The 21230-nt window shown below is 62.0% G+C and carries 22 protein-coding genes and 2 pseudogenes; 8 read left to right on the forward strand and 16 right to left on the reverse strand.

Annotated elements, in window-relative coordinates:
* Positions 1-128: 128 nt before the first annotated feature.
* Positions 129-2336, forward strand: a pseudogene (locus ACQY1L_RS10300) (transglycosylase domain-containing protein); the annotation flags it as partial.
* Positions 2337-2533: 197 nt separating this feature from the next.
* Here the strand turns inward: ACQY1L_RS10300 and ACQY1L_RS10305 are convergent.
* Both ACQY1L_RS10305 and ACQY1L_RS10310 read right to left on the reverse strand, forming a co-directional pair.
* Entirely contained in the window at positions 2534-2854 is a 321-nt protein-coding gene (locus ACQY1L_RS10305) for a HigA family addiction module antitoxin (RefSeq protein WP_113111215.1), read from the reverse strand.
* Complete coding sequence (locus ACQY1L_RS10310; RefSeq protein WP_113111216.1) at positions 2826-3110, reverse strand: type II toxin-antitoxin system RelE/ParE family toxin; 285 nt, start codon at positions 3108-3110, stop codon at positions 2826-2828. Before ACQY1L_RS10310 ends, ACQY1L_RS10305 begins: the two co-directional genes overlap by 29 nt.
* A gap of 117 nt (positions 3111-3227) precedes the next feature.
* On the opposite strand from ACQY1L_RS10310, the gene ACQY1L_RS10315 reads away from it, so the two are divergent.
* The gene (locus ACQY1L_RS10315; protein WP_113111217.1) at positions 3228-3812 is read left to right on the forward strand and encodes a DUF1214 domain-containing protein; all 585 of its coding nucleotides are present in this window, start codon (positions 3228-3230) and stop codon (positions 3810-3812) included.
* Entirely contained in the window at positions 3809-4390 is a 582-nt protein-coding gene (locus ACQY1L_RS10320) for a DUF1254 domain-containing protein (protein ID WP_430261849.1), read from the forward strand. The genes ACQY1L_RS10315 and ACQY1L_RS10320 overlap by 4 nt, the downstream gene beginning before the upstream one ends.
* Positions 4391-4407: 17 nt before the next feature.
* On the opposite strand, the gene ACQY1L_RS10325 is transcribed toward ACQY1L_RS10320, so the two are convergent.
* Positions 4408-4581: a hypothetical protein gene (locus tag ACQY1L_RS10325; protein ID WP_156461810.1), complete on the reverse strand. Its 174-nt coding sequence runs from the start codon at positions 4579-4581 to the stop codon at positions 4408-4410.
* A 655-nt stretch (positions 4582-5236) separates the two neighbouring features.
* On the opposite strand from ACQY1L_RS10325, the gene ACQY1L_RS10330 reads away from it, so the two are divergent.
* The gene (locus ACQY1L_RS10330; RefSeq protein ID WP_430240820.1) at positions 5237-6328 is read left to right on the forward strand and encodes a DUF2336 domain-containing protein; all 1092 of its coding nucleotides are present in this window, start codon (positions 5237-5239) and stop codon (positions 6326-6328) included.
* Positions 6329-6331: 3 nt separating this feature from the next.
* Here the strand turns inward: ACQY1L_RS10330 and ACQY1L_RS10335 are convergent, their stop codons facing one another.
* Positions 6332-6682, reverse strand: a complete 351-nt coding sequence (locus tag ACQY1L_RS10335) for a DUF1491 family protein (protein ID WP_092661659.1) — start codon at positions 6680-6682, stop codon at positions 6332-6334.
* Positions 6683-6828: 146 nt separating this feature from the next.
* Between ACQY1L_RS10335 and ACQY1L_RS10340 the strand changes: the two genes are divergently transcribed.
* Positions 6829-6990, forward strand: a complete 162-nt coding sequence (locus ACQY1L_RS10340) for a Thivi_2564 family membrane protein (protein ID WP_092662461.1) — start codon at positions 6829-6831, stop codon at positions 6988-6990.
* 31 nt (positions 6991-7021) lie between these two features.
* Here ACQY1L_RS10340 and ACQY1L_RS10345 read toward each other — a convergent pair whose 3' ends face one another.
* Positions 7022-8203 carry a peptidoglycan-binding protein gene (locus ACQY1L_RS10345; RefSeq protein ID WP_430240821.1) on the reverse strand — a complete coding sequence of 394 codons (1182 nt, stop codon included), beginning with the start codon at positions 8201-8203 and terminating at the stop codon, positions 7022-7024.
* Positions 8175-9782, reverse strand: coding sequence for a sensor histidine kinase (locus ACQY1L_RS10350; RefSeq protein ID WP_162759516.1), 1608 nt, complete (start codon positions 9780-9782; stop codon positions 8175-8177). Before ACQY1L_RS10350 ends, ACQY1L_RS10345 begins: the two co-directional genes overlap by 29 nt.
* 456 nt (positions 9783-10238) lie before the next feature.
* Here ACQY1L_RS10350 and ACQY1L_RS10355 point away from each other — a divergent pair, with 456 nt between their 5' ends.
* The 3 genes from ACQY1L_RS10355 to ACQY1L_RS10365 all read left to right on the forward strand — a co-directional run bounded on the left by ACQY1L_RS10355 (position 10239) and on the right by ACQY1L_RS10365 (position 12432).
* Positions 10239-10676, forward strand: coding sequence for a DUF5330 domain-containing protein (locus tag ACQY1L_RS10355; protein ID WP_092661655.1), 438 nt, complete (start codon positions 10239-10241; stop codon positions 10674-10676).
* A gap of 182 nt (positions 10677-10858) precedes the next feature.
* Positions 10859-11281, forward strand: a complete 423-nt coding sequence (locus tag ACQY1L_RS10360) for a SufE family protein (protein WP_062453480.1) — start codon at positions 10859-10861, stop codon at positions 11279-11281.
* 134 nt (positions 11282-11415) lie between these two features.
* Positions 11416-12432, forward strand: a complete 1017-nt coding sequence (locus ACQY1L_RS10365; protein ID WP_430240822.1) for an acyltransferase family protein — start codon at positions 11416-11418, stop codon at positions 12430-12432.
* A gap of 5 nt (positions 12433-12437) precedes the next feature.
* Here the strand turns inward: ACQY1L_RS10365 and ACQY1L_RS10370 are convergent, their stop codons facing one another.
* The 10 genes and pseudogenes from ACQY1L_RS10370 to ACQY1L_RS10415 all read right to left on the reverse strand — a co-directional run bounded on the left by ACQY1L_RS10370 (position 12438) and on the right by ACQY1L_RS10415 (position 21174).
* Entirely contained in the window at positions 12438-13205 is a 768-nt protein-coding gene (locus ACQY1L_RS10370; RefSeq protein ID WP_430240823.1) for a DUF6456 domain-containing protein, read from the reverse strand.
* 22 nt (positions 13206-13227) lie between these two features.
* Positions 13228-13668 carry a helix-turn-helix domain-containing protein gene (locus ACQY1L_RS10375; protein WP_430240824.1) on the reverse strand — a complete coding sequence of 147 codons (441 nt, stop codon included), beginning with the start codon at positions 13666-13668 and terminating at the stop codon, positions 13228-13230.
* A gap of 210 nt (positions 13669-13878) precedes the next feature.
* Positions 13879-14310 (reverse strand): MucR family transcriptional regulator, encoded by a 432-nt coding sequence (locus ACQY1L_RS10380; protein ID WP_062453483.1) that lies wholly within the window; start codon positions 14308-14310, stop codon positions 13879-13881.
* A 414-nt stretch (positions 14311-14724) separates the two neighbouring features.
* Complete coding sequence (gene mnhG, locus ACQY1L_RS10385) at positions 14725-15069, reverse strand: monovalent cation/H(+) antiporter subunit G (RefSeq protein ID WP_430243892.1); 345 nt, start codon at positions 15067-15069, stop codon at positions 14725-14727.
* On the reverse strand, positions 15066-15359 hold the full coding sequence (locus ACQY1L_RS10390) for a cation:proton antiporter (protein ID WP_430243894.1): 294 nt from the start codon (positions 15357-15359) through the stop codon (positions 15066-15068). Before ACQY1L_RS10390 ends, mnhG begins: the two co-directional genes overlap by 4 nt.
* Before the next feature lie 56 nt (positions 15360-15415).
* Positions 15416-15889: a Na+/H+ antiporter subunit E gene (locus ACQY1L_RS10395; protein WP_062453485.1), complete on the reverse strand. Its 474-nt coding sequence runs from the start codon at positions 15887-15889 to the stop codon at positions 15416-15418.
* On the reverse strand, positions 15886-17502 hold the full coding sequence (locus ACQY1L_RS10400) for a Na+/H+ antiporter subunit D (RefSeq protein WP_430240825.1): 1617 nt from the start codon (positions 17500-17502) through the stop codon (positions 15886-15888). The genes ACQY1L_RS10395 and ACQY1L_RS10400 overlap by 4 nt, the downstream gene beginning before the upstream one ends.
* 9 nt (positions 17503-17511) lie before the next feature.
* Positions 17512-17889 carry a Na+/H+ antiporter subunit C gene (locus tag ACQY1L_RS10405; RefSeq protein ID WP_062453487.1) on the reverse strand — a complete coding sequence of 126 codons (378 nt, stop codon included), beginning with the start codon at positions 17887-17889 and terminating at the stop codon, positions 17512-17514.
* Positions 17890-18023: 134 nt separating this feature from the next.
* Positions 18024-18431: pseudogene (locus ACQY1L_RS10410) on the reverse strand (Na+/H+ antiporter subunit B); the annotation flags it as partial.
* 295 nt (positions 18432-18726) lie between these two features.
* Positions 18727-21174, reverse strand: coding sequence for a putative monovalent cation/H+ antiporter subunit A (locus tag ACQY1L_RS10415; protein ID WP_430240826.1), 2448 nt, complete (start codon positions 21172-21174; stop codon positions 18727-18729).
* Positions 21175-21230 lie beyond the last annotated feature (56 nt).

Consider the following 21230-nt stretch of genomic DNA (forward strand, 5'->3'; position numbering starts at 1 on the left):
GCCGCCTTTACCCTGTTGCGGATTCTCTATCGCGCATAAACCTTTTGTCAGCTAATGCTGAATAACGGTGAGACGCTCATGCCTTTGATCCCTCCGGGGGGTCGGCGTCAAGCGTTTCTCATCGGGCGATGGGGGAAATGGGGCAGGAACTTCCAGTGCAGGACCATCCGAAATCACCGGTTAAGCAAGAGCGCTCCGGCTCCTCGCGCAAGAAGCGCCACATCCTCCTGCGGATCGACAGCTGGATCGATTCTACTGTCTGGAACCTCGGTTTCCGGGCCGGCGAAGTCTGGGAAGAGATCACCATCTTCTTCCGACGGTTCCGCGTTACAGGCTTGAAAAAGCTTGGTTTCGAGCTTGCCGGCGAGGCTATGACGCTCGGCACGGTCGGTTGCGTTGCGCTTCTGGCGCTTGCCCAGCCAGCCTTTGAAGAAACCAAGGAAGACTGGCGCAACCGGGGCGATTTCGCCGTCACCTTTCTCGACCGCTACGGCAACGTCATCGGCCATCGCGGCATCATCCATGAAGGCTCGGTTCCGATCGAGCAACTGCCCGACCACCTGATCAAGGCGGTGCTGGCGACCGAGGACCGCCGCTTCTTCGATCACTACGGGATCGACTTCATCGGCCTCGGCCGCGCGCTTTCCGAAAACGCCAAGGCCGGCGGCGTCGTCCAGGGCGGATCGACTCTCACCCAGCAGCTGGCGAAGAACCTGTTCCTCACCAACGAACGGTCGATCGAGCGCAAGATCAAGGAAGCGTTTCTGGCCATGTGGCTGGAGGCGAACCTTTCGAAGAAAGAGATCCTGTCGCTCTATCTCGACCGCGCCTATATGGGCGGCGGCACGTTCGGGGCAGCCGCGGCAAGCCAGTTCTATTTCGGCAAGAACATCACCGAAGTCAGCCTTGCGGAAAGCGCGATGCTGGCCGGCCTGTTCAAGGCACCGGCGAAATATGCGCCGCATGTGAACCTGCCGGCTGCGCGCGCCCGCGCCAACGACGTTCTGTCCAACCTTGTACAGTCAGGCCTGATGTCGGAGGGCCAGGTGATCGCGGCCCGCCGCACGCCGGCAACCGCGATCGACCGCGCCGAGGTCAAGTCGCCAGACTATTTCCTCGACTGGGCTTTCGACGAGGTGCAGCGGCTGGCCAAGGCCGGCAAGATCCGCGAGCATTCGATGGTGGTCAGGACCACGATCGACATGGGCCTGCAGCAGGCAGCCGATGCCGCGATGGAAACCAGCCTTCGCGAATACGGCGACAGCTTCAAGGTGAAGCAGGGCGCCATGGTGATGATCGAAAACGGCGGCGGCGTGCGCGCCATGGTCGGCGGCCGCGACTATGGCGAGAGCCAGTTCAACCGTGCCACCAAGGCGCTGAGACAACCGGGCTCGTCGTTCAAGCTTTATACCTACTCCGCCGCGATGGAGCACGGATACAAGCCGGAGTCGGTGATCTCCGACGCTCCGATCACCTGGCGGGGCTGGTCGCCGCAGAATTACGGTCGCTCCTACAAGGGCAAGGTCACCCTGATGAGCGCCATGCAGCAATCGCTCAACACGGTGCCTGTCCGGCTTGCCAAGGATGTGCTCGGCACCGACGTCATCGTCAACACCGCAAAGGCTTTTGGTGTCGAGACGCCGCTCAGAAGCGACAAGACGATCCCGCTCGGCACGTCCGAGGTAACGGTACTCGACCAGGCCACCGCCTATGCGGTGATGCCGGCCGGCGGCGTGCAATCGCATCGCCACGGAATCGAGCAGGTTCTGGGCTACGGCGGCAACATTCTCTACGATTTCGGCCGCGACGAGGTGCCGGCGAAGCGGGTTCTGTCCGAACAGGCGACCTCATCGATGAACCGCATCCTGACGACGATCCCCTATCAGGGCACGGCGCGGCGCGCGGCACTCGATGGTGGCATCGTCACCGGCGGCAAGACCGGCACGTCGCAGAGCTATCGCGACGCCTGGTTTATCGGCTTTACCGGCAATTACACGACGGCGGTGTGGTTCGGGAACGACGACTTCACCTCGATGAACAACATGACCGGCGGCTCGCTTCCGGCGATGACCTTCAAGGTGCTGATGGACTACGCCCATCAGGGGATCGAGCTGAAACCCATTCCCGGCATCGAAAACCCACTGCCGAACGGCGACCACAAGAGCGACAAGAAGAGCCAGGAAATTGCGAAAGCGAAGGAAGGCGAGAATGCCCTGCCGCCGCTGCAAAGACCGCGCTCGCTTTCGGCCGAAGCCACCAGAACGCTCAAGCAGATCGGCAAGGCGCTGTCCGAGGCTCCACCGCTTGCAGCGGGCGGCCCCAAGGTCGCCGATGCCGGCAAGCCAGCTGTCGACGGACAGGCAACGTCTGTTCAGGGTGACAAGGTCCAGGGCGCCGCTACCCAAAGCGACAAGGCGTCGGTGCCGGAAGCCGGTCCCGTGACGGGCTCGATATCGACCCGGCATCAGCCGAAACAATCGACGGCGAAGGTGACGCCGATCAATCTGGAAGTGCGGCGCTAGCTAGGTTGGCCTCAGGCAGCGTGCGGGGTGATCCGCTCGAGCTCATCTCCGAGTTCGCGGCGGCGGCGAAGAAGCTCGTAATCAGCCTGCAGGCCGAGAAAGACGCCTTCCGACATGCCGAAATAGCGTGCCAGACGGAGATCCGTATCGGCTGTGATCGAGCGCTTGCCAAGCACGATCTCGTTGATGCGCCGGGGTGGAACGCCGACGGCACGGGCAAGCCCGTTCTGGCTAAGCTGCATCGGCTTTAAGAAATCCTCCAGAAGAATCTCGCCGGGATGCGGGTTCGGCAGCCATTCAGCATCAGCTGTGGTAGTCGACGATTTCAACATGTTCGGGGCCTCCGTCAGTCCAAATGAAACATATGCGCCACTGATCGTTGATGCGTATCGAATGTTGCCCTGCTCGGTTCCCGCGCAGCGCCTCGAGACGATTTCCAGGCGGCACGTTCAGATCCAACAGCACACGCGCCTGATTGAGCAGACGCAGTTTCCGCAATGCGGGTGACTGAATATCTCCAGGTAGCCTGCGGCTTCGCAGGCCGTCCCAGATCCGTTCGGTCTCACGATCTGCAAAATCTTTGATCATGCGGAACCATAACGCATGCCGTCATAGCAATCAATATGCCGCGCGAGGCCCTTCCCCCTTCCCGCCAAACAATGCTAACCCTTCGCGAACGCTCCAAAAAGACACAAAGCCAATCCCGTGTTCCGTATCCCCTTCCTCATCGCCGTTGCACTTGCCATCGCATTCGGCGGCGGGATCTGGTCGACCCGGCTGGCGCTTGATGCGACGACCGGGTTCGGGGCGCTCCGGATCGGGCCTTGGGAGGCGTTTCCGCAGGCGCAGACGGCCGATGCAGACCCTTATGCCAAATCGCACCGGGCCAATGCCGGAAAGCTTCTTTATGCCAGCGCCGAAGGCCTGACCTTTACCGCGACGACCGACATGACAGGCGAGCGGCTTGTGGCAAGCTGCTCCTACAGGATCCGGGGTCACACGCCGCAGGCACGGTTCTGGACGCTGTTTGCGCAGGCGCCCGGGGCTGCTGCACCCTCGCTGTCGTCGGATTTGCCGCAGGCGCTCAATTCGCGCATCACGCTGCGCCAGCCGAATGGCGAGTTCGAAATCACCGCATCGCCGACGGCCAAGTCCGGCAACTGGCTGGCTCTCACACAAAGCGGGGACTTCAGGCTCGTCCTCACCCTGTTCGACACGCCGACCGCGGGCAGTTCCGGACTGATCGACCTTGCCATGCCGCTCATTGAAAAGATCGGATGCGGCCCATGATCCGGCGGTTTTTCACAGGTCTGGCATTTGCTGTCGCGGCAGGGCTGGTCGGGGCAGCACTGCTGCATTTGATCATCGTGCTCGCACTGCCGCATTTTTCGGAAAACGATGCCTATACGCGGGTGCTGAAGGAAGGCGAAACGCAACGGTTCTATCGACTGACAGAAGCGGCGGACCGGGCTGGTCTTTCCAAGGACGATCCCTTCGTGGAGACCGCGGTCTGCGGTTTTGACGTATCGGAAGGCCCGGTCAGGCTGACGGCTGAAAATACCGGCCTGCCGTTCTGGTCGCTCGGCATCTATGACGGGGCGTCCAACGAGGTGTTCAGCATCAACGACCGAACGTCGCCGGGCGGCATGCTGGATGTGGTGATCGCGACGCCGACGCAGATGACGATGCTGCGCAAAAGCCTGCCCACCGGGATCAGCCAGTCGATCCTTGTCGAGAGCCAGTCGGGCGAAGGCTATGCAGTGCTGCGGGCGCTGACGCCGCAGGCGAGTTTTTCTGAGGCAGCCACACAGTTTCTGAAGGACGAGGATTGTGGCGCGTTCCAGTGGCGCGGCAGAAGCCGCTTCTAGGTCCGTTTCGTACCGGCCTACTCGGCGCGAACGGCGTGGTTTTCGGCCTTGCGGTCCATCCGGTCGTCGAAACGCTCGTAGCGCACGCCGGTAAACAGCACCACTTCGCCGGGATCGGCCTCGCCGATGCGGATCTGCGGCTTGCGGCCATGCTGGTCACGCCATTTGTTCAGTATCACGATCTCTGCCATGCTCGTCTCCGTGACTTTACGAATTCGAGACGGATGAAGACGAAGATATCTCACCCTGCCCTTTCGGGGCTGACGCGACCTGCCTGATACAGCAGGAACATCCGCGTCCTTCTCGTCAGAGCGCCCAATCGCGGCGCAGCGACATTACCTTAGAAAAGCGACCTCACGGTCGTTATGCGAGCCTTCGGGCCATCTACCCCGTTTTACGGGCTTTCAGGGTGCCCAGACGCTTATCAAACCAGATGCTACGCAGCGGTTACAGACCAATACAGCCAGACGTGGATTAACAGTGAGTTAATTCTAATATGGCAGTTGATATCGACGTATGCTGGTATCAGGCTGATGAACGCCAAAACGGCATCTTTGTTCACCGCGTCATACAAACTTCACAGTCTTCGAACGGCACGATTTTGTCGTTTTCGAACGGTCATCGGTGCGCCAAAACGAGCCGCTTTCACTGACCGTTAACCCTCAAAGCGTTAGCATCTGGTAAACCAAGGCGAAACCGACGGGCGCGGCGCGAGAGACAGCTGCATCCGGCGGAATATGCTCCGGGGAGTTCCCCAGGCACAGGTAGATGAGATGCACCGGGGCGCGTGTTTACCCCGGCGGCATCACGCGTTTCGGACATGTATTGCGTAGATGAGAGTTGCCCGTGACCAACGAGTTTCGAGACCTTGAGAGGCCACAAGCCATGCGAAAAAAGGATGTGGTGTTGATGGCCACCGTCACGAGCTTCGAAAGCCTGTCGCGTCCTTCCCGCTCCGAACTGAGACAGTTCGCCGAGCTGTTCGCACCGCTGTTTGCCGCCTCTTCGGAAGAAGCCCGCCGCGATGCGGTGGCAGCCCTTTCGCAATCACCCGCCATTCCGCCGGCCGTCGCCTTTTTCATCGGAAGCCAGCCGATCGCAGTCGCCGCACCCTTCCTGATTGCCTCGCCCTGCCTTTCCAACGATGCGCTGATCACCATCGCCCGCAGCCAGGGCGTCAACCACGCCCGCGCGATCGCCAAGCGCGAAAGCCTGTCGCCGATCGTCATCGATGCGCTGGTCGGCATGCGCTATGATACGATCGCAAGGCCGATCACCGAACGGCGCGAGCTTCCCGCTGCCGCGATCGAGGCCATGTCGACCGTGGTCGAACCCCCGGCAGACACGCCGGTCGAAACCCCAAAGGCCGAAGACGACTTTCTGCTGCCCGAGGAAGCCCGGGCTGCGCGCGAAGAGGAGCTGCGCCGCCGCATCAAGCTTCTGGCCGGCCATATGGAACGCCAGAGCGACGACCGGCAGGGTCTGCGGCAGCTCAGCGAAACGCATGCCGCCCTTCTGGTCCGATTTGCCCGTGCCCGCGAGGCGACGCTGTTTGCCGGCGTTCTGGCAGACGCGCTGTCGGCCAGCCGCTGGCTCGCACAACGGATCATGCTCGATATCTCCGGCCAGCAGCTGGCGACGACGCTCAAGGGTCTGTTCATGGACGAAGCGGAAGCCGTCTTCGTGCTGGAAAGGTTCTACGGTCACCTCGCACACGAACAGCTTGACGGTGCAAGCCGGGCGACGGCCATGTGGCTGGTTCTCGATATCGACGAATGCGGACGAAGGCTCGAAGCCTGGCGCCGGGCCGACGGCTATACCTATGCGGAGCGACCGGTTGCGCAACCCGTCGAGGCCCCTGCCCGCCACGCGACCGAAGAGGCCGAGCGGCCATTCCGTACATCGGCCAGCATGAGACGCGCCGGCCGCGGCCGGTAAGGCCTATCGAGCATCGGCGCTGACGACCTCGATCAGGTCGCCGATCTCGTCCACCTCGATCTCGACCACCCAGAGATCCGGGTCGAAGCGCTTTTCGCGATCGATCGTCTCGCGCACCGTATCGGGCTCTGCCCGCACCAGACGCCGTTCGAACTTGCGCCCGCCATCGTCCTCGTCGTCAAAGAAGTTTTGCGGTGCCGGCGCATAAAGCGTTTCGGTGCCATCGCGAAAGCGTTGGCGGATGAAGATGGCACCAGCCTCCTCGGCACCCTTTTTCTCAACCGCTGCGTAGTCGCCCATGGCAAAGACGCGGCGGGTCAGGGCGGAGACAAATATGTGGGTTTTAAGGCGCATTACAGCGTCATAGCGGCTGCGGACGGCATCGTTAAGCGGAAATAATCAAAAGAAAGTGAGGGTAAAGGCTTGGCAACCCTTTCCTTTTGGCACCGCTGTCATATTTCCCACCCCACTACCGCATTTTTGCCAAAAAGGAGTGGGCCTTGAGCGTTCTTATCAGCATTCTGATCACCTTCCTCGTGATCGTCCTCGTACTTTATCTTGTCGCGCGCCTGCCGCTCGAAGCACGGATCAAGCAGATCATCCAGGTTATCGTTCTGATCATCGGCATCATCGCGCTGCTGAAGTATCTGGCCGTATTCTAACAACCGACCCGGCGCGCTTGCGGCTTCAGGCTTAGAGCGCGCCGATCGCCTTCAGTTTCTTCAAAACCGCTTCGCTTGGTTCACCGGTCTCCGGCAAGCGGTAATGCTTTTCGAAACGGCGTATCGCCGCCTTCGTCTGTGCACCGGCAACCCCATCCACTTCGACATCCGAATAGGCAATGTTCTGCAGCCCACGCTGGATCTGCAGCACGAGCTTCGGCGCCGGGATATCCGCCGTCATGACGGCGTTCGACTTCGCGACCGCAGGCGACGGACGCAATCCGCCGGTCGGAATATCCGCGGGCGGGATGCGGATCTGGCCCGACCGCGAACCTGCGGTTTCGGACGAGCGGATCGCCGCCGCCACCGGGTCTTCACTCTTCAGACTGATATTTTCGGCCGGCCGGTTCGCAGGCACGGTCTTTGGCTGCGCCATCGGCTTTGGCTGCACGCGGGCCGTCTCGTCAGCCGCGGGTTTTGCAACGACTGATGGCTGGGGTACGGGGACATGCACGGCAGCGCTCGAGGGCGAGCCGGTCGAGGGCTTGCGTTCCGCCTTCAGCGCCGCCAGCAGATCGCTGCCGGCCTCTCCGGATTGCGCCAGCCCCATGCGCTGCTGATACTGCACTATGGCCGACTGGGTGCGCGGACCGGTAACGCCGTCATCGGCCCCGTCATAGAGACCGCGCTTCGTCAGCTCACGCTGGATTTCGGCAACCAGCTCACGATCCTCGTCGGAACCGGGGACCGGCGGTGCTGCGGTGATGAGCGTCGTGATCGGATCGACAGCGGGAGCCGGCATGGGTGCCGGCATTGGAGCCGGTTGGACAGCGGTCTGCTCGGCAGGCTGTTCGACCGGTTCGATGACGGGCTTGGCATCGCCGGACCGTTCGATGCGGAACGTGGTGACGTCTTCTGCCGGCATGCGCCTGTAGGGCCGGTAGCCGGCGATGGCGTTCGGGTCTTTCGGATCGCGTGTGGCAAGGAAGGGCGACGGATGTCCGCCCGGCTGGTACCAGAGCGCATTGGCGGCGACGAAACTGAACAGAACGACAAAGCCTGCCGCGCCCAACACAGGACGCGGATGGCGTGTCAGGACGCCGCCCACGACGCCACCAACAATTCCCCCCGTCGCGGTCACCGCGCGAAGGGCAAGCGCCGGCCGTTTTGCCGGTTTGCGCCTCTCAGGCGATTTTCGCTTTCGCGGGGCCATCGGTAAAATCCTCTTCGTCCATCATGGTCGTAAGTATTTCGGGAGCGATGTGGGCTTGCTGCCTATTCGTGCCTGGCTTGTTGGATATCATGAGGCGCGGCGGAAATTCCACCCTCTCCTCACCGTCATCCACGGCTGCGCCTTCGATGCCGGACCCATCGGCTGGCAGGGCGATCGTGACGACGGTACCCTCGCCGAGACGGCTTTCGATCGTGAAGCGGCCGCCGTGCAGGGCGATCAGGCCCTTGACCAGCGACAGGCCGAGGCCCGTGCCTTCATACTGGCGGCTCAAATCGTTTTCGATTTGCGTAAACGGCTGGCCAATCGTCGCAAGCTTGTCTGCGGCAATGCCGATACCGGTATCGCTGACCGTGATCACCAGCTTGCCGGCCACAACGGTGGCATCGATCGAGACGACGCCGCCAGCCGGCGTGAACTTGATGGCGTTGCCGGCAAGGTTGATCAGGACCTGCTGCAGCGCGCGACGGTCGGCCACCACTTCGGCAAGGTTGCGGTTGGTGCGCGCCGTCAGCGTGACGCCCTTTTCGCGAGCCGAGTGATCGAGCATCGCACGGCAGGCTTCGACCGCTTCGCTGATATGGAAGGGTTCGGCGAGCAGCTCGTAACGGCCGGCCTCGATCTTCGACATGTCGAGCATGGTGGTGACGACCGACAGGAGGTGGCCGCCCGACTGGCGGATGAGGCCGACATATTCACGCTGGCGGTCATTGGCGAGCTTGCCGAAATATTCGCCGGCCAGAACATCGGAAAAGCCGAGGATCGCATTGAGCGGGGTGCGCAGCTCGTGGCTGACGGCGGCGAGGAAGCGCGACTTCGCCTCATGGGCCGACTGCGCCTCGATCGTGCGATTTTCGGCTTCGACCCGCAGGCGCTCTTCGGCACTGCGATCGAGCGCCTGGACGAAGATCTGGACCAGATCGCCTTCGCCGTCGCGGATGGCCGACATGTCGAACGACATATGCAGGAACTGCCGGCCGCCGACGGCGCTGAAGGGACGTTCGACACGGATGTCGACGATTGCGTTGCGGCCACCCTGACGCAACGTATCGACGGCCTGAAGGAGCGCCAGACGATCGGAAACGTGGACGATTTCGGCCAGCATTTCGCCAAGGCCGGCTTTCAGTTTGTCCGGGAATGCGGCGTGGTCGCGACCGCCGAGCTTCACCACCCGTCCCTGCGGATCGACGATGAGGGCGAGGCCGGGGCAGGCATGAAAGGCGATATCATCGACGGCTGGCGCGTTGGCGACCGGCCGGACGACATTGCGGGGCCATGCAAAGGCAAGCGCTGCGAGAATCAGGAAGAGCGCCGAAACGACGGTTGCGCCAAGCGGCAGAGCCAGTGCCGGCTTCATAAAGACGGAGAGAAGAGCCGGCACGGCAACGAAGGCGACGCCACCGCAAAAGGCAAGCCGGCGCAGCGACGCGACGGCCGCGGCAGAGACGGTTTCGCCCTCGCCGATGCGTCGCAGCCAACGGGATGCAGCCCCGTCAACCAGCAGAACCGCCCTCTCGGCAATGTCACTCAATACGCGCACGCAAAACCTACTCAGTCTCATATTCGAGGCTTCACAATAGGGCTCGTGCGCTTAAGGAAACTATAAAGACAGGCTTCCGCAGCCCCGTCCAGGGCCCCGTTTTCCGGCTTTGGCACACATCCACGGCTTGTTTTCTGATTGTGGTTAACAGGGCGTAAGCGTCGGAATTGGTTTGATTTTTCCTGATACATTAACCATTGGGGCAGATCCGCGGACCGACAACCCTTGGCGCGTGGGCGGGCCGCCCCATTTATGCTTAATCCGGTTTGTTAAAATTGTCCGGAAGCATCCGTCCACCCCGCCGCCCGAGCAAGGAAAGGTCGCATTTTAATCGAATTTGCCGAAAACCCGAGCGAACCCGTCAAAGCGATGTTCGCTCCCCGCGGCTAGATTGACGCCAAGACCGGAACAGGCAAGCCAGACGACTGGAGCTTAGCCGGCAAGCCCGAAAACGGGCAAAACAGGTGGACCAAGACGATGTGGTTTCTGATCAAGGGAAGTGTGTTCTTCGCAGCCGTGCTGGTGGTGCTGTCCTATTTCAGCGCCGAGCCGGCCTCCGATGACGCCAACATTTCGCCGCTCCAGGTGGCCGATGCGGTGTCTGCCGCAAGCGGCGCCTATCAGTATATCAGTGCGATCTGCAGCGAACGTCCCGAAGTCTGCGAAAAGGGCGCCGACACCCTCGCCGTGCTTGGTGTCCGCGCCAAGGAAGGTGCCCGTGTCGCCTACGAGCTTCTCGACAAGCAGTTCGGCGACGGCCAGCCGAAGCTTGCCATGAAGGCCGACCCAGAAGCCACCCCGATGCCATCAGGTTCGCTTTCCGACATCAGCATCGAGACCCCCCGCGGCGAGCAGGTTGCGACCGGCACGATCCCCCGCAACATTCCGGTGCCGCTCAAGCGCCCGACGCTCTGACCGCTTCTCCAACGAATTTCAAAGCTTGCACCGGGTCTCGTGCCACGGTTCCCGGTGCCGGACTGCCTTAACACTCATCAGCCTGTTGCTGACGCCGTGAGGACCAACATCCTCACGGCGATTTTTTTGCTTTAATCGAGGCCCGGACCGCCTATATGAAGGCGCAAACGGGACCGCACGCCATGGCCAGCATCGAACAGATCATCGACGATTTTGCCTATCTCGAAGAGTGGGAGGACCGCTATCGCTATGTGATCGAACTCGGCAAGGCCATGCCCGACCTTTCCGACGACAAGAAGACTGCGGAAAACAAGGTACAGGGCTGCGCCAGCCAGGTCTGGGTCGTCAGCCACGGCAGCGATGACAGCGCCGACCCCGTGATGACGTTCGAGGGCGACAGCGATGCGCATATCGTGCGCGGGCTCGTCGCAATCGTGCTGTCGGTCTATTCCGGCAAGCATGCGTCTGAAATCGCCTCCACGGATGCGATCGAGGTGTTCGACAAGATTGGCCTCGTCGAGCATCTTTCGGCACAGCGCGCGAATGGCCTGCGCTCGATGGTCAAGCGCATCCGTCAGGAAGCGGTGATCATGCAGGCCGCCTGATCAAGACACGGATTTCCGGTATTAACCCTGTCGCGCGATAGTAGTCCCGCTCACCCGGACGTGAAGGACTGCCGACCCTCGTTGTTATACTGATGCTCTACTCGCTTGTTTAAAAGCAACCACAGGGCAGCAGGATGCAGGACAAGGCAAACCGTATCGCATACCTGGACGGATGGCGCGGCATCGCGATCCTGTTCGTGATCGCCGACCATTTCTCAGGCGGGCTTCTGCCCTTCGGTTCACTCGGCGTCGAACTCTTCTTCGTCTTGAGCGGACGGCTGATGGCCGATATTCTGCTCGTCCGCAAGACCGACATTCCGACCTTCTTCCAGCGTCGGTTCTCCCGCATCTATCCAGCGCTCCTGGTGTTTGCCACGGCGATGCTCGCCGTCTCCGTCGTTGGCGGGCTTGCTGGCGCGCCGTCGCATCTCCTGCTGGAGCCTTCCGCCTATCTCGCGGCGATCACCTTCACCACGAACTATTACGAGGCCTGGACCCACACGTCGTCGGTGCTGGGGCATGTCTGGTCGCTGTCGGTCGAGGAACACAGTTATGTTCTGCTCGCCCTTCTCGTCGTCGTCGTCATCCGCAATGCGAGGGCTGCGGCTTTCGTCAGCCTGGCAATTGCCATCGCCGCAATGGCGAACGGTGCGATCCGAACCAGTCTTGCCGAACCGGGCGCCATGAGCGTGTACTGGCTGAGCGATGTGCGGATGGCCTCGATCTTTGCGTCGGTGGCGCTGTTTGTGCTAATCGACAAGGTTCGCGTCCCGGCTGCGGCTCCCATTGTCGCCGCCATCCTGGGCCTGTCGCTGTGGATCCTGCCGGCGCCGGATATGGCCCGCTATACGGTCGGGACGCTGCTTCTCGCCTTTGCCATCAACACGATCGATTTGGCGCCAAAGGCAGCGCTCGGCGCCCTGTCGTTCCAGCCGCTCGCCATGATCGGCATCTGGTCCTATTCGCTCTATCTGTGGAAGCAGCCCTTTTACAAGGTGGCAGAGATCGCTCCCTGGTGGGCGACGCCTATCCTTGTCGCCGCGATGTTTGTGGCAACGCTTGTGAGCTTCTACGGGGTGGAGCAGCCGGCCCGGAAATACATCAACGGCCTCAACCTGTTTCGCAGGCGCCAGGCCATAGCTGCGGTCTGACGTTGTCAGAGGATCGGCCGGTAATCGTCTGCTCCCCAACTGTGGCTGCGGCGGCGGGGATCCGGCCGCGGCGGATCGTAGTGCCGGCCGAGTGCGAGAAGCGCGGTGCGCAGCATCAGCTTGGCGGAGCGTGCCGGCCATTGCCGCTCCCGTTCGACCAGTTCGAGCCCTTTCGAAAAGCAGCAGACGTCGACGGCGACGCCCGACAGTTCCGGTCCCATCGCCTCCACGGCCGCACCAAATCGGCGTCGTGCGTCAAGGGCGCTGCCGGCCACATCCGCCTGCCCGCCGCGGCCGCCATCGGCACGGCTGGACAGGCGCGGCTCCCACGAGGCGGTGATCTTCGGCTGCAACTGGCCGCGGGTGAAATCGGCAAGCAGCCGCTCGCCCGCCTCGACGGCGGCTGATGGCAGGAAGGCCGACCCGTCCCTCTCCTTCAGCCTTGCGACAGTGCCGAGCGGCGATTCGGCGAGATTGCGGCGGACCGTCTGGCGTGTGCCCTCCACCACCAGCCCGACCTGTTCGATCTCGCCATGCTGAGCGGCAAACCCCTCCTCCTCCCGCTCCACCATCACCCGGCGCAGATAGGACATGGCCTCAGCCGACGCCGAAAGCCGGCCATCCTGCTGGACAGCAAGGCCCAGCGACACGGCCTGGTGCACGAGGTCGCGACCATGCGCCGTCTCGACATCCGAGATCAGGCCGTCGTTTTTCAAAAGCTGGCGCAGCAAGCGCACAAGACGCAGACGCTCTTTGCTCTTTTCATCCTTCATCGACCCGTCTCCTCTTTCAGCCTCAGCCCACATCCGCTTCACCGAAGACGGAGGTGACCATCCGTTCGACGGCGGAAACGAAATCGTCAAAGGCCGGGTTGTCGCGGCGGTCCTCGACCAGATGGCAGGCATGGGCGACGGTTGATCGCTCCCGGCCGAAGCTTGCGGCGATGTCATCTACTGAGATCGACAGCGCCACGTGGCAGACATACATGGCGATCTGGCGGGAATGGGCGGCAAGCCTTCGGCGGTCGCGCCGGACCATGACCCGGTCTCCGAAGAGGAACACCATTTCGGAGACGAGCTGAAACACGATCAGGCATGTGGGTTTCGGCTTTCGACCGATTCGAAGCGTTACCCAGGAAGGCGCGGATGCGCCGGCGGCCATCCGTGCGGTGGAACGGCCGGAAACGCTGAGGCTGGGCGAAACGGGTATTGCCCCGGCGGACGGTTCGGCAGGCATGACAGCTCCTCCACTTCTAGGAATTAATTCACATACGGTAGCGGAGGAAGAGACGGATGGAAATACGAAATGCACCCTAAAGGCCGCCATCCGAGCTAAGCATCAGGAATCTAATTATGATTTTCTTCCTATCTCTAAACAACAAAAAACCGGGCATGCGCCCGGTTCTCTTGATTGGCAGTGTTACAACTGCCGTCTGTTAAAGGCTGATCAAGCCTTGGCGCGCTTGCGGCGCTGGCCGAGGCCCATTTCCTTTGCAAGACGCGAGCGGGCTTCCGCATAGGCTGGAGCGACCATCGGATAGTCGGACGGCAGGCCCCACTTTTCGCGGTATTCTTCCGGCGTCATGTTGTAATGGGTCATGAGGTGTCGCTTCAGCGACTTGAACTTCATGCCGTCTTCCAGGCAGATCAGGTAATCGTCCTCGATGGACTTCTTGATCGGGACCGGCGGCTTCGGCTTTTCAACCACGGCCACGACGGGCGTCGGCGATGCCGTGCCACTCAGTGCCGTATGAACGTCGGCAATCAGTCCTGAAAGGTCGCCGACCGGAACGACGTGGTTGCTCACATAGGCAGCCACGATATCTGCTGTCAGTTCCACCAGCAGGTCCGGGCCTTTGCCCAATGCGATTTCTGTCATTTTCGTCTCCTGTTCGTAATTCGCGGACGGTTGCGAGAGCCGACCAACACCCGCATCCTGCAGAACCACGATGGCATCCCACTGCCCGCACACTGTCCGAAGACTGAAACCTACCCCTAAGTCTCGCGCGCGAAGCCGATCATAAATACCACCGGACATTGTTTACTTCGGACAATTCCCGCATAGGCACACAATTCTGAGACGTATTGTGCGTTTTACACGAGAAATAATCCGCAAGAGAACAATTTCAGGGTTCTACTGCACCTGAATTAGCATCCGGACCCCCAAAATCCAACTGCGAAATCTAGTAATGCCGATCGAATTCTGATGGTAAAGCCGGGGGAAGACCTGATAACTGATAGTGTATCGAAAAAAGACGCCTTTATGACGGGCTTATAGCTCGAACTGCGGCCTCTATATTGATTCTTCGTGCGCTTTCATCTCATCGTGGAGCGAATGTTCGCTCATCGGATAGCCGGCGCGGCGGGCAGCGACGGCCAGAAGATGCGCCGAAACCGGGGCCGTCAGTACGAAGAACAGAAAGCCAGCAATTGCGCGGGCAAGGACCGGCAGATCCCCGGCATAGACCCCGACAGCGAGCAGCAGCAGACCCGAACCGACCGTGCCGGCCTTCGAGGCTGCGTGCATGCGGGTATAGAGATCCGGCAGCCGGTTGATGCCGATTGCGGCAATCAGCGAAAAGCAGGCGCCGGCAAGGACGAGGACGGAGACGACAAGCGAAACGACGAGATCCATCAGCGTTTCCTCCTTTGCACGGGTGTCTTGCCGGATGTCGCTGGATCTTTCGCGGCATCGGTGACGCGCGGCATGATGAAGCGGGCAAAGGCGACGGTCGACAGGAAGCCGACCAGGCCGAGCGCGATGGCAATATCGATATAGAGGTTGAAGCCGGTTCGGATGGCAATCAGCGCGATAAAGCCGATGACGATGCCGACCAGCATGTCGAGGGCAAGCACACGGTCCGGCAGCGTCGGCCCCGCCACCACCCGCCGGATGGTCAACAGGAACGCGACCGACAGGACCGCCATGGCAATCCAGGTGGAGACAGACAGGATCGTCGCGGCCAGGGACGGATCGGACACGGTCATTCGAATGCCTCCAGGATCTTGCGCTCGAAACCGTCAGCGATTTCCCGCTTGGTCGCGTCGATATCGGAGGCGTCAAGCGCGTGCACGAAGAGGAACTTGCGGTCGGCCGAGACATCCACCGACAGCGTGCCCGGCGTGAGCGTGATGAGGTTGGCAAGCAGCGTGATCTCGAAATCGCGGCTGACCGTCAATGGAAAGGCGAAAATTCCGGGTTTGACGTCGAGCCTCGGTCTCGTGACGAGGACCGCCACCTTCCAGGCCGACATTGCCAGTTCCCTGATGAACAGGACGAGGAGCGAGAGCATCCGGCCTATCCGCATCTTACGGCTGGCGCGGTCGATCTCGCCACGCACGACCCAGAGCGCGAGCGCTGCGACGGCAAAGCCGAACACAAGGTTGAGGATGGTGGCGCTGCCCGTGATCGCCACCCAGATGACGGCAAAGACGCAAGCGCGGATGAATGACGTCATCTTATGCCTCCCGACGGCAGGGCTTCCGGAAAGACCGAACGGATATAGGCGGACGGGCCGGCAAGTCCCTCGGCGGCCGATTGCGTCAGCGACAGAAGATGTTCCGGAAACAGGCCGAACCCGGCGGCCAGGAGAACGAGGACGCACAGCGGCAGCGACAGCCGCCAGTCGCCGCGAACTGCGGTCTGTCGCTCAAGGCCGGCGGCGGATTCAGGCCCCTGCCGCCAGTAGGCGAGAAGCACGATCCGGCCAAGCGTGAGGGTGACGAGAAAGGAAGAGACGAGAATGGCGGCGGCAAGCCACCATGCGTTGATGTCCATCGCGGCTTTCAGAAGCATGATCTTCGGCCACAGACCCGACAGCGGCGGCAGGCCGGCGACGGCGAGGAACACGAGAAGCGACACCGCCGTGAAACCCGGCGACGACCGGTAGAGCCCGCCGAGCGTATGCAGCGACCAGCGGTTTGCTTGGTTTTCGTCCCCGGAAAGCAGGCTTGCGCGGCGGGCCGCCTCGCCGACCACGAGATAGAGCGCCGTCATCGCCACCATGGAATGCAGCGCATAAAAGATGGCGCCGGAAATGGCGGCCGGAGACCCGATCGCCACGCCCGCCAGCATGTTGCCGATGCCGGCGATGACAAGGTAGCCGGCAAGTTTGCGGATATCGCTCTGCGCCAGCGCACCCAGGGCACCCCTTATCAGTGTCAGAATGGCGAGTGTGGCGATGGCGGGGCTCAGCACCTCTCGCTCCACCGGCAGAAGCATGACCGTGACGCGGATCAGCGCGTAGATGCCAACCTTCGTGAGGAGCGCGCCGAACAGCGCCGACACGACGATGCGCGGCGTGTGATAGGAGGCGGGCAGCCAGAAGTTGAGCGGAAAGGCTGCCGCCTTCATGGCAAAGGCAAAGGTAAACAGCGCCGTCAGCGTGACGAGCGGTGCCGTGCCCGAGAGGTCGCCGGCCTTGAGTGCGATATCGGCCATATTGAGCGTGCCGAACAGCGAATAGAGATAGCCGACCGAGATCAGGAACAGCGTCGTGGCGATAAGGTTCAGGACCGCGTATTTGAGCGCGCCATCGATCTGTTCGGGTCGTGATCCCAGGATCAGAAGGCCGAACGAGGAAATCAGCAGGACCTCGAACCAGACATAGAGGTTGAAGATATCACCGGTGAGGAAGGCACCCGAGACGCCCGCCATCAGCAGCATCAGGAAGGGATAGAAACCGTAGCGTCGTCCGGAGCCATCGATATCCCTCAGCGCGAAGATGCCGGCGGCGAGTGCCACGAGCGAGGCCGTCAGTGCCATCGTGGCACCGAACAGATCGGCCGTGAAGGCGATGCCGAAAGGTGGCAGCCAGCGGCCCATGACCATCGTCACCGGGCCGTTCTCGATCACCCGCAAAAGCAGGCTTCCATTGACGAGGACGAGCAGAAGCAGCGCTGCAATGGCGATCCCGCCGTGGAGGCGGACGGACTTGCGCACCATCAGGAGAATTGCGCCGGCGCCGATCATCAGCACGACGGGCAGGATCACCAGCCAGTCGCCGAGCGGCGGCGGGGTGAGGACCAGGGCGGCTGCGAGATCAACGGGGGATGTTGCGGGGGATGCCATCAAACGTCCTCAATATCCCATCGGCGGCGATGGTTCGTCGCGGGGTTCCGCCAGTCGCATCTCGTCGGAATTGTCGCTGCCGAGATCCTGAAAAGCGCGGTAGGTGAGCACGAGGAGAAAAGCGAAGAACGAAAACGAAATCACGATAGCCGTCAGGATCAGCGCCTGCGGCAGCGGGTTGGCGGCGGTATGGGACAGCGTGTCTGCGCCCGCCGGAATGATCGCCGGGACCGAACGCGTCAGGCCGCCGGCGGTAAACAGCAGCAGGTTGACGCCATTGCCGAGCAGCACGACGCCAAGGAGAATACGGACGGTGAATTTCGACAGCATGAGATAGATCGCGGCCGAAAAGAAGAGGCCGATCAGGATCGCGAGCGGCGTTTCCATCAGCGTTTTCCTCCCGATTTGCGGCGCTTCTTCTTCGTTACCGGATCTGGCGCGCCCTCTCTTGCGGACGCAGCCGTTTCGGCGCGCCGCGACATCGTGCCGCGCAATGCCGGAGCGGGAAACTCAGGACCGGGTTCCTGTTCCAGCGCCAGCACGATCGAGGTGATGGCGCCGAGCACGACGAGGTAAACGCCGAGATCGAAGGATATGACCGTCGACAGCGGAATGTCCGTGCCGAACAGGCTCGGCGTGATCCACAGCCCGGTCATGAAGGGCACGCCGGCAAAGATCGACACGAGGCCCGACAGCATGGCGATCAGAAGGCCCGCCCCGGCGATTGCCATCGGATGAAAGCGCAAGGCCCGGCGCACCGCACCGGTGCCGAATGCAATCCCGTAGATCGCCAGACCCGACACAGCGATCAGACCGCCAATAAACCCGCCGCCCGGCTCGTTATGGCCGCGCAACAGAACAAAGACCGAAAAGAGCAGCGTCAGTGCAGTGACGACCGGGGCGACGGTGCGAAGAATGATGGTGTTCATGGCAGGGCCACCTGTTCGAAGCTTTCTGTCACCCGCCGCTCGTTCCTGTGGTTCAGCCTTGCTGTATTCCCGTGGCCCAGCCGTCCAGCACGACTGCGCTCCACCCTGCCAGCGCGACGTTGCTCCACACTCCCCTCATTCCTGTGCTCGTCACAGGAATTCAGCGCACCCAAGTCCTTGGGTGCGGGAGAGGTGGTCGCGCGAGACGCGTCATTCACGGCGCGGACGCGCCGCGGCTGAATTCCTGTGACAAGCACAGGAATGAGGGACGTTGGGGGAAGTGTCCGGGCTTTGATCATCGGTCTGGTCTCCCGGTCGATGGTTTGGCCTGCGGGGCTTTGGTGGTCGGGGCTTTGGCCGCTGTCTTTCCGTTGGGGATAGCTGTCGCCGTCCGTTTCGCGCCCCCTGCCCCAAGTTCCGTCTTCGTCCCGGCCCGGACCCGGACGAGCGCCAGAACCGCGAGCCCGGTGATCATGACGACGGCGATTTCGCCCAGCGTGTCGACGCCGCGGAAGTCGACGATGATGACGTTCACGACGTTGGCGCCGTGGGCGATGACCTTGGAATAGGCGTTGAAGAAATCCGTCAGCGCGTTGTCGAACGGCGTCTCCACGGATTTGAGCAGCAGCAGCGTAAAGCCGGTGCCGCAGGCGAGCGCGATCGTGCCGTCGAACAGGCGCTGGAGGAGCGGCCGGTGATCGGACGGCGTCAGACGGAGGCGCGTCATGACCAGCGCCAGGATGACGACCGAGAGCGTTTCGACCATGAACTGGGTGAACGACAGATCCGGCGCGCCAAACAGGAGGAAGAGAACGGCGATGGCAAAGCCCTGGATGCCGAGCGCGACGATTGCCGTCAGCCGGTCGGCCGCGCGCAGGACCGCCGCAACACCGATCACGGCAATGCCGAGAAACACCCATTCGTGCAGGGCAACGGTCTGCGGGAACGCCGGCATGGCCGGGAATTCATTGAACAGGAAGGGCGGCACCAGCAGGGTAAGCGCCAAAAGGATGAAGGTGGCGGTGACATAGATTTCCAGCCGGCCGGGCTGGAGAATGCGGGTCAAGACGACTGACAGGCGGATCAGGCCTTGAACCGCATGGTCGAAACCGCGATCGGGCCCTGGACCGAGCGCATCGAACAGTCTTCGCATCAACCCGCGTGCCGTCTCCAACTGCCACAGGACCAGACCCGCAAGAATCAGCGTGAGGATCGAGAGGAGAAGCGGCAGGCCGAGATGCGGCACGGTGGAGATGTCGATGACCGTGTCTTCATGCAGCACGGCGCTTGCCATGGGCGTCGAAAAATACTGGTGCGCGGTGCCTGAGAAAATGCCCGCTAAAAGTCCGAGCAGCGCGAGAACGACGGGGCCGAGCCACAGGCCCCATGGCCCTTCATGGACGGGCCCAACATCCGGGCGGTTTGGACCGAGAAAAGGTTTGAAACCGATCGCCAGCGCCAGCGCTCCCATCAGCGCGTTGCCGATGACGGCGAGGCAGAGAAAGAAGATCGCTCGCGGATTGCCGTCGACGAGCGCCAGATAGATCTCTTCCTTGGCGAGAAATCCGAAGAACAGCGGCAGGCCGGCCATGGAGAGGGCCGCAAGCGCTGCCGCTGCAAAGGTAACGGGCATCGCCTTGCGCAGGCCGCCGAGTTTCGAGATCTCGCGCGTGCCCGTCTCGTGGTCGATGGCGCCGGCCACCATGAACAGCGCGCCTTTGAACAGCGAATGGGCGATGAGATAAAGCACCGCAGCCTCGATCGCATGGTCGGAGCCGAACCCGGTCAGCATCACCATGAGGCCGAGCGAGGCCATCGTCGTGTAGGCGAGCATCATCTTGAGGTCGGTCTGCCTCAACCCGAGAAGCGCGCCGGAGATCAGCGTGATGCCGCCGAAGAAGGGAAGCAGGATTTCCCAGGCGGGCGTATCGCCGAGAACCGGCTGCAGCCGCATTAGGAGATAGACGCCGGCCTTTACCATGGTTGCCGAATGCAGATAGGCCGAGACGGGCGTCGGCGCCTGCATGGCGTTGGGCAGCCAGAAATGGAACGGAAACTGAGCCGATTTGGTAAAGCAGCCGGCGAGAACCAGAAGAAGAATGGCGAAATACTGGGGGCTGGCGCTGAGCGGTAGGCCCGAATGCAGAAGAAGCGACAGTTGGGTGATGCCAGTGACGTTCCAGAGAAGAACGAGGCCGGCCAGAAGCGCTAGCCCACCGCCGCCGGTGACGACCAGCGCCTGCAGCGCAGCCCTTCGTGCCTCTGCCCGGTCGTGATCGAAGCCGATCAGCAGGAAGGAGGCGATCGAGGTCAGTTCCCAATAGACGAACAGCATGAGAAAACTGTCGGAGACGACCAATCCCAGCATGGCACCCATGAAGAACAGGATGAAGGCGAGGAAGCGGCCCTGCTGTGGGTGGCCCTTCATGTAGGCGCCGGAATACAGCACGATCAGCGTGCCGATGCCGGTGATCAGCAGCGCGAAGGTGAGCGACAGGCCGTCGAGAAACCAGGAGAAGGACAGGTTGAAACTCGGCACCCAGACATAGCCGCCCGTCGCCGATTCTCCGGCGGCAATTTCCGGAAGGAAGGTCAGGAAATGCAGGCATGCGAGCGCGGGTGCGAGAGCAAGAACGAGTGCTGCGCGGTGTCCCAAAAGACGGCTTAGAACGGGGGCAAGAAATGCTGCAAGAAACGGCAGCATGAGTGCCGCGAAGGTCAATGCCGGCGTGGTGGCGGCCATGGTCCCCTCCCGTTGAATAGCGTCGCAAATCTCTGCCAAGCGGCAGTACCCCTCGG

Origin of the sequence: Neorhizobium sp. DAR64862/K0K3 (genome assembly GCF_050500185.1) — a bacterium.
Lineage (GTDB): Bacteria > Pseudomonadota > Alphaproteobacteria > Rhizobiales > Rhizobiaceae > Neorhizobium > Neorhizobium soli.

Bases quoted from the DNA above. Each gene is read 5' to 3' on its own strand.
- ACQY1L_RS10395 (WP_062453485.1), bottom strand. From the start codon at position 15,889: ATGACGTCATTCATCCGCGCTTGCGTCTTTGCCGTCATCTGGGTGGCG.
- ACQY1L_RS10325 (WP_156461810.1), bottom strand. From the start codon at position 4,581: ATGGCAGAGATCGTGATACTGAACAAATGGCGTGACCAGCATGGCCGC.
- ACQY1L_RS10345 (WP_430240821.1), bottom strand. From the start codon at position 8,203: ATGGCCCCGCGAAAGCGAAAATCGCCTGAGAGGCGCAAACCGGCAAAA.
- ACQY1L_RS10415 (WP_430240826.1), bottom strand. From the start codon at position 21,174: ATGGCCGCCACCACGCCGGCATTGACCTTCGCGGCACTCATGCTGCCG.
- ACQY1L_RS10310 (WP_113111216.1), bottom strand. From the start codon at position 3,110: ATGATCAAAGATTTTGCAGATCGTGAGACCGAACGGATCTGGGACGGC.
- ACQY1L_RS10350 (WP_162759516.1), bottom strand. From the start codon at position 9,782: ATGAGACTGAGTAGGTTTTGCGTGCGCGTATTGAGTGACATTGCCGAG.
- ACQY1L_RS10305 (WP_113111215.1), bottom strand. From the start codon at position 2,854: ATGTTGAAATCGTCGACTACCACAGCTGATGCTGAATGGCTGCCGAAC.
- ACQY1L_RS10360 (WP_062453480.1), top strand. From the start codon at position 10,859: ATGGCCAGCATCGAACAGATCATCGACGATTTTGCCTATCTCGAAGAG.
- ACQY1L_RS10400 (WP_430240825.1), bottom strand. From the start codon at position 17,502: ATGGCATCCCCCGCAACATCCCCCGTTGATCTCGCAGCCGCCCTGGTC.
- ACQY1L_RS10335 (WP_092661659.1), bottom strand. From the start codon at position 6,682: ATGCGCCTTAAAACCCACATATTTGTCTCCGCCCTGACCCGCCGCGTC.
- ACQY1L_RS10320 (WP_430261849.1), top strand. From the start codon at position 3,809: ATGATCCGGCGGTTTTTCACAGGTCTGGCATTTGCTGTCGCGGCAGGG.
- ACQY1L_RS10380 (WP_062453483.1), bottom strand. From the start codon at position 14,310: ATGACAGAAATCGCATTGGGCAAAGGCCCGGACCTGCTGGTGGAACTG.
- ACQY1L_RS10365 (WP_430240822.1), top strand. From the start codon at position 11,416: ATGCAGGACAAGGCAAACCGTATCGCATACCTGGACGGATGGCGCGGC.
- ACQY1L_RS10375 (WP_430240824.1), bottom strand. From the start codon at position 13,668: ATGCCTGCCGAACCGTCCGCCGGGGCAATACCCGTTTCGCCCAGCCTC.
- ACQY1L_RS10405 (WP_062453487.1), bottom strand. From the start codon at position 17,889: ATGGAAACGCCGCTCGCGATCCTGATCGGCCTCTTCTTTTCGGCCGCG.
- ACQY1L_RS10390 (WP_430243894.1), bottom strand. From the start codon at position 15,359: ATGGCGGTCCTGTCGGTCGCGTTCCTGTTGACCATCCGGCGGGTGGTG.
- ACQY1L_RS10355 (WP_092661655.1), top strand. From the start codon at position 10,239: ATGTGGTTTCTGATCAAGGGAAGTGTGTTCTTCGCAGCCGTGCTGGTG.
- ACQY1L_RS10370 (WP_430240823.1), bottom strand. From the start codon at position 13,205: ATGAAGGATGAAAAGAGCAAAGAGCGTCTGCGTCTTGTGCGCTTGCTG.